We start from the raw sequence: 11717 nt of genomic DNA on the forward strand, positions 1-11717 counted from the left end.
TGAGCGCCGCCTAGCTCGAAAGATACTCCTGTGACTGTCAATGACGACTCGTTCACCAACTGGAAGCACCGCGAGGAAACCGCGGAGTCGATGATCCCGCTCATCGGGAAGCTGCACCGCGAGCAGGACGTCACGGTCCTGCTGCACAGCCGCTCCCTGGTGAACAAGTCGGTGGTCAGCATCCTCAAGACCCACCGATTCGCCCGCCAGATAGCCGGTGACGAGCTCTCGGTCACCGAGACGCTGCCGTTCCTGCGGGCCCTCACCACGCTCGACCTCGGCCCCTCCCAGATCGACATCGGCATGCTCGCCGCGACGTACAAGACCGACGAGCGCGGTCTGTCGGTGGAGGAGTTCACCGCCGAGGCCGTCGCCGGTGCCACGGGCGCCAACAAGATCGAGTGCCGCCAGGGGCGCGACGTCGTCCTGTACGGCTTCGGCCGCATCGGCCGCCTCGTGGCCCGGCTCCTCATCGAGAAGGCGGGGTCCGGCAACGGCCTGCGGCTGCGCGCCATCGTCGTCCGCCGCGGCGGCGAGCAGGACATCGTCAAGCGCGCCTCGCTGCTGCGGCGCGACTCCATCCACGGCCAGTTCCAGGGCACGATCACCGTCGACGAGGCGAACAGCACGATCATCGCCAACGGCAACGAGATCAAGGTGATCTACGCGGGCGACCCGTCGGAGGTCGACTACACGGCGTACGGCATCAAGGACGCCATCCTCATCGACAACACCGGCAAGTGGCGCGACCGCGAGGGCCTGTCGCAGCACCTGCGTCCGGGCATCGACAAGGTCGTCCTGACGGCGCCCGGCAAGGGCGACGTGCCGAACATCGTGCACGGCGTCAACCACGACACGATCAAGCCGGACGAGCGGGTCCTGTCCTGCGCCTCCTGCACCACCAACGCGATCGTGCCGCCGCTGAAGGCGATGGCCGACGAGTACGGCGTGCTGCGCGGCCACGTGGAGACCGTCCACTCGTTCACCAACGACCAGAACCTCCTGGACAACTACCACAAGGCCGACCGCCGCGGCCGCTCCGCGCCGCTCAACATGGTCATCACCGAGACCGGTGCCGCCTCGGCCGTCGCCAAGGCGCTGCCCGACCTCAAGGCGCCCATCACCGGCAGCTCGATCCGCGTCCCGGTGCCGGACGTCTCGATCGCGATCCTCAGCCTGCGGCTCGGCCGCGAGACCACCCGCGAGGAGGTCCTCGACCACCTCCGCGAGGTGTCGCTGACCTCGCCGCTGCGCCGCCAGATCGACTTCACGAGCGCCCCCGACGCGGTCTCCAACGACTTCATCGGCTCCCGGCACGCCTCGATCGTCGACGCCGGCGCCACCAAGGTCGACGGCGACAACGCGATCCTCTACCTCTGGTACGACAACGAGTTCGGCTACTCCTGCCAGGTCATCCGCGTCGTCCAGCACGTCTCCGGGGTGGAGTACCCGACCTACCCGGCTCCGGCGGTCTGACCCGGCGGAGCGCGAGAAGGCCCCGCCGCGACGGGGGAGCGCGGCGGGGCCCACACGTCTGGTACCCGGTGATGACGGGGCCATGCAAACGGATGTCGCTCTTCCTGGAACGGGTTCCACTCCGCCTCATCCGGAGTGTTCTGCTCTGCCCGCCGCCGCGCGGGATCCGGCCGCCCCCGGCCCGCCCGGGTGCCGTGCCACGGCATGCCGGTGCACCGGGGGCAGGCCGGGCAGGAGGCCCGGCCACACCGTGTCCAGGACGTGCGCGCTCGGGGTGAACAGGGCCGCGCCGAGCCTCGGCAGCGCGGTCACCTCGTGCCACTCCCAGCGGTGCATGAGCTGGGGCTCGGTCACGGTGGGCACGCCGGTGGCGCGGGTGACGTGGACGGCCGCCGTCAGGCGCGGCATGCCGTGGGCGGCGTCCATGAGGACCGCGAGCACCCGCGCGTCGGACGGTTCCGCCCTCAGGCCCGTCTCCTCCAGGAGTTCGCGGACCGCGGCCTCCTCGAACGACTCTCCCGCGTCGGGCTTGCCGCCGGGCAGTTCCCAGGCGCCGCGGCGCGAGTGGCCGAGCAGCACCCGGCCCCGGTCGTCGGTGACGGCGACGCCCGCGCCGATGAGCGCGTGCGGGGTGGGGCGGCGGTTGTCGGCGAAGGTGAGCGGCGGATGCCCGGGGGCCTGCTCCTCGCCCGGCTCGTGCGGCTGTGTGTGTCCCACCCGTGTTCCTTCCGGTTTCCCTGTGCTCGGCCGGTCGCTCGAGCCGGTTCCGTGAGCGCGTTCCGTGTGCCGGTTCCTGAGCCGGTTCCCTTGAGTCGATCATCCCGGCCGGGGCCGCCGTGACCAAGGGGCCGTGGATGTCCGGTTATGGCTCTAGGAGAAGCTGTGAAGGAAGTGAAGAATCCTCGATCGACCGGCATCTCAAGGGTCCTGCTCCCCAGGAGCCGTGCTCCACACCAGCCATGAGGAGAAGCCTTGCGTTCGATCAAGACGTCCGTACGCTCCCTCTGCCTCGCCGCGGCCGCCGTCGCGATCGCGGCGGGCACCGTGACCCCGGCGGCCGCCGCGCCGTCCGACACCCGCAACACCAAGGCCATGACCTGGACCTTCCTCGGCGACGGGCCTGACGGCACCGTGCGCGTGGGCGGCGGTCCGCTGAGCAACCCGTACCAGGGCGACACCGCCACCGGCACGGCGCTGCCCGTGCTCTGTATCAAGGTCGACGGCAGCTCCGTGCCCGCGGGGATCACCCCCGACTTCTACGCGGGCTGGGCCAAGGGCACCGTCGCGGCCAGCAACCCCATCCGCGGCACCCGGCTGACCAGCCTCGCGGTGGCCGACGGCCTGTGCGCCAACACCTTCGGCGCGGGCTGGCGCATGGCCGAGTTCCACGACGGCAAGTACGGCCCGAACCTCGACAGTTCGGGCGGCTGGAGCTTCTGGGCGTACGGCGACGTCCCCATCGGCACCCGCTTCTGGACGTACATCAACGACCAGCCCGCCAACCCCTGGAGCTGAGCGGTCCCGCGCACGACGGAGCGGGCGGCCCCCCACCGGGGAGCCGCCCGCCCTGACCGTCGCGGTGCGTGTGCCTAGCCCGCGTTGCGCACCCGGCCGGTGAACACCGGACCCCGGTGCTCGTTCCAGTTCTCGTCGTACGTGTAGAGCCGCAGCCGCACCGACTCCTGGCCCTCGCGGACCCGGTCCTTCACGGTGGGGATGCTCAGATCGGCGCTGCGCTTGCCCGCCTTGACCGAGACCGAGAGATACGGGTCCCGCGTCACCTTGGACAGGGCGCGGGCCGGGTTCGGCTTGGCGTCGAACTCCCGCTTCAGCCACGCCTTGCCGACGTCCTTGGTGGACAGCTCCTTGCCGCCGCTGACGCGCTCGATGCGGAACGAGACGTAGGTGTCGACCCCGGCGGCCGCGGACAGCGAGACGCGCCACTTGAGCGGCTTGCCCTCGGTGACCTTGGCCGCGACCGGCTTCACGCTGACCTTGGGCATCGGGTCGTCCTCACGGACGAAGACCCCGCCGTGGAACGAGCCGACGACCGCGCCGCTGATCGCCTTGGCGAACACGTCCTGGGAGGTCGGACCGCCGTAGACCTTGTCGCCCTTGACCTTGAACGGCACGCCGATGGACGTGTCGCCGGGGTGCACCGTGACCGTCTTGGTGACGAACTTGTCCGTGTTCGGGCCCGGCACGAACAGCCGCACCTTGCCGGTGCCGTCACCGGTCACGCGGACCGGGGCGCGGTACGTACGGACGCCGGAGTCGCCCTCGTCGACCTGGAGCCGTCCGACGTCGACGCGCGCGAGCTTCGACGGGCGCACCTCGGCGGTGCCGGGGCGCCAGCCCCAGGCGTCCATCAGCCACGCCTGCCCGGAGGCGGTGCGCGAGGTCAGCTCCAGGGACTGGATCTTCTTCAGGTCGAGTCCGGCGCGCCCGGCGGCCGCGAGCGGAACCCGCAGCTCCTGGCCCCAGTACGAGGCCATGTACGCGCTGCCCGGCAGCCCGTCGGCACGGACCTGGCCGAGCTTCGCCCGGTGGCCCGAGGCGTCCACGGCCGTCACGTCCAGCTTGGTGCCCTTGGTGTTCGGCGGCACGATCACCCGCAGGGCGAGCGACTCGGAGCCCTCCAGGGAGACCGGGCGGGCGTTCTTGACGGACATCGTGGAGCCCGTGCGGGACCAGCCCATCGCGAGGGCGTACCGGCCGGGGTCGGGGGACACCTCGAAGCTCGCGAAGTGCGGGGACTGGCCCTTGGTGCCGCGCTTGAAGCAGGCCTTCGCCCCGCTGGACGCGGTCTGGTCGCACAGCTTGCCGCCGGTCACCGCGAGCGAGCGGCCCGGGACGACGGCGGGCGTGCGCTGTCCGCCGACGGCGTGGGTGAGCACGCGGGCCGGGTTCGCCGAGGGCGCGCCCTTGCCGGAGCCGTCGAGGAGCGGACGCACCTCGTCGTCACCGTCGACGAAGAGCCGGGCGGCGGCCGCGATGTAGGTGGAGCCCGCCTTCTGCTGCTGCTTGGCCTTCAGCCGGGGGCCGTGGCCCGGCGAGCACACCGGGTCGGGGCGCGGCCCGGAGGAGAAGTCGTCGTCGGCGGGCGCCTGCGCCTGGCCCGGCGTCCACTCCGTGTTGAAGAAGTTGTGGTTGGCGCCGACCATGTACACCGAGCTGTGCAGCGCGGAACCGTTGCCCACGCCCCGGGTGTTGTCCAGGTAGAGCTGGCCCTGGAGGTCGGAGACGTCGCCGTCGCAGCCCGGCAGGATCGTCATCGAGGGCACGTCCGGGTCCGGGTTGTGCCCGAAGATCGTGGGGCCGATGAGGACGGTGCCGCGGATCTGCCAGCGCGCCTTCTGGGGAGAGCCGTCCTCGTCGGCGGGCGGCTGGTAACGGCTGTCGAAGGCCGCGCGGTTGACGCCCTCGCCGCCGCGCGAGTGCCCCACGAGCATGACGCGGGACAGGTCGACCGGCGCGGTCCCGCGGACGGCGTCGGGCGCCTTCGTCGGGTCGGCGGCCCAGTCGGCGAAGCGGCCCAGGTGCTGGCGCACCAGCGACGAGCGGGCCTGCGCGCCGCCGTCGGGGGCGCGGTCGTCCTGGCCGTTGATGCCGTTGGCGGAGATCGAGACCGTCACATAGCCCTGGGAGGCCAGGAGCTTCTGGTCGTGCAGATAGCCCTGGTAGCTCGGGATCGGCTTCCAGCCGGCCTTGCAGGGCCAGCTGCCGTCGGACTCCCGGCCCTTGTAGCAGGTGCCGTGGCGGCCGTGCAGGAACAGGGCCAGGGGCCGCTTGCCCGGCGCGTCGACGGGGCCCACCACCGTGGCCCGCATCTCCACCTTCTCGGGGAAGTCGGGCAGCTTGACCGACTTCAGGTCGTACTCGCCCTTGACGGTGCGGTACTTGCCCGGCTTGCCGGGGTCGACCTCGCCCGCGGGCAGCTGGGCCGGGGCGGGCGCCGGGGCGCCGTGCGGCGCGGCCGGCTCGGGCTTGTCGAGACGACGGCCGCCCGCGAGCGCCTGGAGGTCGCCCAGGGCGTCCTTCGCGCCGACGCCGTTGTCGTCGAGCTTCAGCCGGAACGTCCGCTGGTCGTCGGTGGCCGTGGGGCGGCCGAGCAGCCGGTCGCCCGCGTAGAACTCGACGCGGGCGTTCCCCATGGGCACCGGCTTCGGCGCGCGCCACACCAGATGCTGGTCGGCGCCGTCGCCGGTGAGCTCCCAGCCCGGCGGGAGCCGGTCCCCGGACCGGTCCGCCTGGCCGGGCGATATGAGGTCGTCGGAGCGCTGCGCACGCGGCTGGTCCGGCGACGCGTGCGCGAGCTCCGGCAAGCCCACCGCCAGCGCGAGTGCCGTGACTGCGGCAGTCGCCAAGCGCGGGACACGGATCAAGACAGTCCTCCTCGTCACTTACTCCCCCGAGAGCCCTCACGTCACAGGGCTCCTCCGGACCTGGAGAGTGCTGCGGAGGCCGTCGGGTTGCTTCGTCCGTGCCGCGATTCGCTTGGAATTCCCTCAACGCGGAGTGGATTGCGGGTGGATATCGGTCAGAGGGGGGACAAAGATGGTCAAGTTGTGGAACCAGTCGGCTCGTCCACCAGCCGCGGCTCCTCCGTCGGAGTCCAGTCGATCCGCAGCGCGCAGCCCGACACCAGCAGGGCCGAGGCCGCGACGGCCGCCATGCCCCAGACCAGGCTGCTGCCGCTGGCGACGAAGCCGATGAGCGGGGGACCGGCGAGCAGCCCCGTCGTGCCCATCGCGGCGACCAGGGCGAGGGCCCGCGCACCCTGCCGGGCGGCGGCGACGTACACGCACGGGGTGACGGCAGCGAGCCCGAGTCCCATGCAGGCGAAGCCGATCAGGGCCGGGACGACGCCGCCCAGGAGCAGGGCGGCGGCGAGTCCGGCGGCGGCGAGGACGCTGCCCCCGCGCACGACGCGGCCGTCGCCCCAGCGGGTGCGCCAGCCGTCGGCGAAGAGGCGGGCCAGCACCATCATCACGGACACCACGGCGATGCCGAGCGGCGCCACCCGGGACGAGGCGTCGGCGACGTCCTTGAGATAGAGCGCCGACCAGTCGTTCATCGCGCCTTCCGCCACGGTGCCGAAGACCATGGCGAACCCCAGCCAGAGCGTGAGGGCGGCGGGCAGGGCGAAGCCGCGGCGGAGCTTCTCCGCGGGCGCGGCGGCGGGCTGATCGTCCGTCAGGAGCGCCGGGTCGGCGTACATCGCGAGCAGGATGACGAGGAGCGCGGCCACCCCGAAGTGCGCGGCCACGGACGACGTCAGCGCGCTCATGCCGGACGCGAGCAGGGCCGCGCCGAGGGAACCGGCGCTGAACGCGGCGTGCAGCTTGGCCATGGCGGTGCGCCGGTAGCGGGATTCGAGCGCGGCGCCCTGCGCGTTCATGGCGACGTTGAGACAGCCGACGCCCACGCCGTCGGCGCACATGATCAGCAGGGCCACCGGATAGTTCGGCGCCACGGCGAGCGCGAGCAGGAGCAGGCCGAGGAAGACGGCGGAGACGAACGCCAGGCGCCGCGACCCCCACCGCCGGGTGAGTGCGGCGACCAGCGGGAAGGACGCCGCGGCGCCGACCCCGCAGGCCATCAGGAGCAGGCCGAGCTCCGCCTCGCTCAGATCCAGGCGGGACCTGAGCGCGGGCAGCCGCGCGGCCCACGTGGCGTACTGGAAGCCGAGGGCGCAGAACAGCGCCGCGATGGCGATCTGTGTCCGGCGAAAACCATCGCGAACACGCAACATGTGCATCAGCCTCTTCGTCTTTCCGATGGAGCCTGTGGAGCGGTGACCGGCAGGGCCGTCGACATGTAGAGGGCGCCGTCGCCGTAGCCGTCCGGGAGCGGGACCTCCGGGTGGGCGGCGAAGCCCCGCGCCGACCAGAAGGTGTCACTGCCGCCGACGGCGACCAGGGAGATCCGCTCGTACGTCAGCGACCGCGCGGTCGCCGAGAGGTGGCGCAGCAGCCGTCGCGCGAGCCCCCGGCCGCGGAACGCCTCGGCGACGACCAGGTCGTGCAGGTGCAGATTGCCGGAGGGGAACGCGGTGTCCTCCCCGTGGGAGAGGTCGGGACACTGGAACAGCGGGTAGGGCAGGGCCAGCACGTAGCCCACCGCGACCCGCCCCCCGTCCAGGACGAAGCAGGTGTCGGGCGAGGCCCGCGCCCGCGACTCCAGGGCGGCCCGGCCCTCGCTGAGGCCGAGGCGGGTGTACGCCTCGGCCTCCAGGGCCGCGACGGCGTCCCAGTCGCCCCGGACGAGGGGGCGGATCCGGATGCCGGGGGGTGCCCCGGCCGCCACAGCGGTGACGTCGGTCATCTAGCGCGTCCCTCCCGGAGCGGCGCCCGCGAGGGCGTCGCGCTCGCCGCGGATCCAGGTGTGCGGCAGCGGCCGGAACCCGTTGAAGCCCTGCGTCGTGTAACTGGTGGCGTACGCGCCGGTGGAGAGCACCCAGACGGGGTCGCCCGACGCGGCCCCGCGCGGCACCTGGACCAGGCCCCGCTCGTGGCCGTATGCGTCGTCGCTGTCGCAGGTGGGCCCCGCGATCACGGCGGGCACGCGGTCCGCGCCCCGGTGCGTGGGGAAGACGAGGGCGTACTGGAGCGCGTCCATCTCGTACAGGCCGTTGAACTTGCCGCAGCTCAGATACAGCCAGTGCCGGCGTTCGCCCGTGGCCTGCTGCCGGGTGGAGAGCCGGGACACGTGGGCCCGTACCGCGCCGTGGTCGGCGACCAGATGGCGGCCCGGCTCGATGACGAAGTCCAGGGGCGCGGGCGACACGGCCCGCAGCCGCCGCATGCCCTCCCGGATCACGGCGAAGATCGTGTCGAGGGGCGGTCGGAGGGGCGTGCCGTGCCGGTCGCGGTAGCCGAGCGCGGGCAGGCCGCCGCCCAGGTTGACGTGGTCCAGATGGATGCCCCGCGGCCGCAGGGCCGCGATCACGCCGGCCATCCGCTCCAGGGCGTCGCGCCAGGCCCCGGCCGTCATCTGCTGGGAGCCGACGTGCACGGACAGGCCCGCCGGGGTCAGGCCCGCGTCCCGTGCCGTCTCCAGGACGCGCAGCGCGTCGGCGGGCGAGCAGCCGAACTTGTGGCTCAGGCCCCACAGCGCGCCCCCGCCGTCGGTGGCCAGGCGGCAGAAGACGCGGGCGCCGGGGGCGAGCGCCGCGATCGCGAGGACGTCCTCGACGCTGTCGGTGGCGAAGTCCCTGATGCCCAGGCGGTGGGCCTCGGCGATGTTCCGGTCGGACTTGACGGTGTTGCCGTAGTGGACCCGGTCGGCGGGCACGCCGGTCGCGAGGGCCTGCGCGATCTCGTGCGGGCTGGCCGCGTCGAAGCCCGCGCCCCGCCGGGCCAGGCCGGTGAGGACCTCGTCCAGCGGGCAGGCCTTCATCGCGAACCGGACGGCCACGCCCGGGAGTTCGCGCAGCAGCGCGTCGTAGCGCTCCTCGATGCCCGGCAGGTCGAAGACGAGCCGGTCCTCGGTCGCGGCCTCCAGGGCGGCGCGCAGCCGTGGGGTGACGTACATGGCGTTCATGTGGATGCTCAGTCCCTCGCTAGCGGTCCAGCTCGGGGGCGTGCCCGTCGAGGCGGGGGACGCCCGTCGACGCGCTCGCCCGCACCAGGGCGGCCCAGTTCTCGATGAGCAGCGCGAAGTCCTCCATGTCCTGGCGCGCCTCGTCGATCAGACGCGCGCGGCGCGGGGGCAGCGTGGCGGCGAACGCGGCGTACCGGCCGCCGAGCCCGCGGTACGCGCGCTCGATGACGTCGAGGCGGGCCTCGTTCTCCGCCGGGTCCAGGAGGGTGCTGGCCCGCACGAGTTCGGCGACGCGCCGGGCCCGGACGCCGTGGCGGCGGTCGAGGAGCGCGGCCCCTTCCCGGGCAAGCCCCGCGTAGACGTGGTGGAGGTGGAGCATGGACAGGAAGAACTTCGTGAACCGCGTCTGGTACGCGGCGAAGCCGCTGTCGGTGCGCCGCTCGCCGGTGTGGAAGTTCACGATGTTGCGGTTGTGCAGGACGCCGGGCAGCGTGCCGTTGTACACGACGTGTAGGAGGAAGTAGTCGCTGCCGATGGTGTTGGTGGCGGGCGGCAGCGGCACGCGCTCGTGCACCTGGTGGAAGCTGACGTTGCACATGTCGACGCGCATGGGGTCGACGAGGGCGAGGACCGCGTGGTCCTCGGTGAACGGCGCGGTGCCCGCGCCCGTGAAGGACTCCTCGACGAGAGCGCGCTTGTCGTCCTGGGACCAGTCGGCGGGGGCCCAGAGACTGACGACGTCGTGGTAGACGCCGGGGTCGAGGTCGCGGATCTCACTGATGTCGACGGACAGTTCGCCGATGAAGGAGCTGCCCACGAGGACCACCGGCTTGTCCGCGTGCGCCGGGTCGAGGGTCGTCTCCGTGACGCTGGACGCGGCGTCCCCCGCGCGCTTGCCGAGCGAGGTGAGTTCCTGGTGGACGGGGAACACGGTCGTGCCGTCGCGCACTTGGTAGCGGCTGTCGGAGTCCCTGCGGTGCACGGACGTGCAGCCGAGGGCGCTCGCGATCAGGAAGGCCCGGTTGGTGCAGGCCCCGTAGGACGGCTCGGCGGGCAGCATGAGGTCGAGCAGCAGCTCGGGCTTCGGCAGGCCGGAGCGCTGGATCACCTGCCGCAGGAACACGCGCTGGGCGGCCTCGCCGAGGTGGTGGACGACGACGCGGGGCGTGCCGATGGCGGCGCGCGCGGCCCGGGCGTGCTCCGCGAAGGCGGTCGGTTCGGCGGAGTCGAGGATCAACAGGTGCACCTCGACGTCGAAGTGCGCGGCGGCGTGGGCGGCTTCTCGGCCGAGCGCCGTCACCATGGGCACGCAGGCCCGGTCGGTGGGCAGGGCGAGGCAGATCTTGCGCATGTCGGCTCCCCGCCTCACCGGTGGGCGGCGGCGGAGTGCCAGGGCGTGAGCCCCAGGAGCCTCTCGCCCAGGCCGGTGAGGGTCGCGGTGCCGTAGCGCTCGGACTCGGGCAGCCGGGCGTCGCCGAGCAGCGTCGCGTTCCAGTCCGGGGTGCTCAGGTGCCGCCAGGACGCGACCCGGGACGTGCGCAGGGCGTGGTGCTTCTCCAGGGCGGGCATCATCGACAGGTACTGCACCGCCCGGACCCCGTCGGCGGAGGTGTTGGGCGCCACGCCGTGGGCCAGCATGCCGTTCCAGATCAGCAGGTCGCCCGCCTTGAGCTCGGGCCGGACCACGGGGAAGCGGGCGCGGTCGGCGTTCGGCCGGACCGGGTCGCGGTCCGCGGGCTGGTCGAGCCGCCAGCGGTCGAAGTGGCGGAACAGCTCGGGCGAGCACTGGAAGCCGCCGAGCCCGGCCTCGGTGTCGTGGAGCGCGATGATGCCCTGGACGCGCTGCGGCAGCACGCTCAGCGTGGAGTCGACGTCCCAGTGCAGCTCGATGTCGAAGCCCTCGTCCGTGGGCGCGATCAGCGAGCGGGAGCGGTTCTTGACGTTGGGCGGATTGAGGTTCAGCCGGTCGAGGGTCACCCAGAGCTCCTCGCAGTCCCACACGTCGACGAACGCGTCGTAGACGCGCCGGGTCTGGCGGCTGTCCCAGAGCAGCTGGTGGTGGTAGGCCTCGACGAAGCCGTAGACGTACAGGTCCCGGTCGAGGTCGGTGCGGAACTCCCGCTCCTCGTACCAGGTGTCGGGCCGGTCCGGGTCGAGGCCCTGGAACTCCCAGGTGAAGTCGAGGAGCCGGCGCGCCGCCCGTGCGGGTATCGCCTCCTCGACCACGACGTAGCCGTACGTCTGCCAGAAGGTGTACTCCTCCTCGGTCAGGACGCGCAGCGGGCGGGTCTTGCGGATGTCCTTCAGGGGCGTCTGCGCGAGGTAGGTCTCGCCGTCGGCGCTGAAGTACGGGGTCGGGGACGCGGCTCGGTGCAGAGGGGCGGCGGGTGCGGGCATGCACGTACTCCTGGCGTGGTGAGGGGTGTCGAGCGGGCAGGAGCGACCGCGGCTTCGTGGTTCCGGGCGTGGGGGAGCCTCGGGCGAGGCGGACGGAAGCGGTGGAAGCGCTGTCGCCGACGCGGCCGGGGGGAACAGCGGTGTTCCCCCCGGCCGGGAGATGAGGGGCCGGACGCGGCGCGCCCCGGCGGGTCGGTTCGAGCGACGGTGGTGGCGGGTGCGGGACGGTGGCCCGACGGGGCCGCAAAGGACTAGACCAGCTCTTGGGTGCTCCAAAGATGGACTAGGCCATCGGCGGA

Annotated in this window: 9 protein-coding genes; 2 read left to right on the top strand and 7 right to left on the bottom strand. The window is 72.6% G+C overall.

Annotated elements, in window-relative coordinates; translation table 11 throughout:
• The first annotated feature begins 30 nt into the window (after positions 1-30).
• The gene (locus tag C9F11_RS35840) at positions 31-1476 is read left to right on the top strand and encodes a glyceraldehyde-3-phosphate dehydrogenase (protein WP_138963570.1); all 1446 of its coding nucleotides are present in this window, start codon (positions 31-33) and stop codon (positions 1474-1476) included.
• 126 nt (positions 1477-1602) lie between these two features.
• Here C9F11_RS35840 and C9F11_RS35845 read toward each other — a convergent pair whose 3' ends face one another.
• Positions 1603-2193: an NUDIX domain-containing protein gene (locus tag C9F11_RS35845; protein WP_138963572.1), complete on the bottom strand. Its 591-nt coding sequence runs from the start codon at positions 2191-2193 to the stop codon at positions 1603-1605.
• Positions 2194-2448: 255 nt separating this feature from the next.
• On the opposite strand from C9F11_RS35845, the gene C9F11_RS35850 reads away from it, so the two are divergent.
• On the top strand, positions 2449-2991 hold the full coding sequence (locus C9F11_RS35850; RefSeq protein WP_138963574.1) for a flagellar hook-length control protein: 543 nt from the start codon (positions 2449-2451) through the stop codon (positions 2989-2991).
• A 74-nt stretch (positions 2992-3065) separates the two neighbouring features.
• Here the strand turns inward: C9F11_RS35850 and C9F11_RS35855 are convergent, their stop codons facing one another.
• From C9F11_RS35855 to C9F11_RS35880, 6 genes are all read right to left on the bottom strand, one after another.
• On the bottom strand, positions 3066-5843 hold the full coding sequence (locus C9F11_RS35855) for a hypothetical protein (RefSeq protein ID WP_249402024.1): 2778 nt from the start codon (positions 5841-5843) through the stop codon (positions 3066-3068).
• A 194-nt stretch (positions 5844-6037) separates the two neighbouring features.
• On the bottom strand, positions 6038-7231 hold the full coding sequence (locus C9F11_RS35860) for an MFS transporter (protein WP_138963578.1): 1194 nt from the start codon (positions 7229-7231) through the stop codon (positions 6038-6040).
• A gap of 5 nt (positions 7232-7236) precedes the next feature.
• Positions 7237-7803, bottom strand: a complete 567-nt coding sequence (locus C9F11_RS35865) for a GNAT family N-acetyltransferase (protein WP_138963580.1) — start codon at positions 7801-7803, stop codon at positions 7237-7239.
• A complete protein-coding gene (locus C9F11_RS35870) occupies positions 7804-9021 on the bottom strand; it encodes a type III PLP-dependent enzyme (protein ID WP_249402025.1) in 1218 nt (405 codons plus the stop codon).
• Positions 9022-9040: 19 nt separating this feature from the next.
• Positions 9041-10372, bottom strand: a complete 1332-nt coding sequence (locus tag C9F11_RS35875) for a DUF6271 family protein (RefSeq protein WP_138963582.1) — start codon at positions 10370-10372, stop codon at positions 9041-9043.
• 14 nt (positions 10373-10386) lie between these two features.
• A complete protein-coding gene (locus tag C9F11_RS35880) occupies positions 10387-11418 on the bottom strand; it encodes a phytanoyl-CoA dioxygenase family protein (protein ID WP_138963584.1) in 1032 nt (343 codons plus the stop codon).
• Between the last annotated feature and the right edge of the window lie 299 nt (positions 11419-11717).

Source organism: Streptomyces sp. YIM 121038 (assembly GCF_006088715.1).
GTDB lineage: Bacteria > Actinomycetota > Actinomycetes > Streptomycetales > Streptomycetaceae > Streptomyces.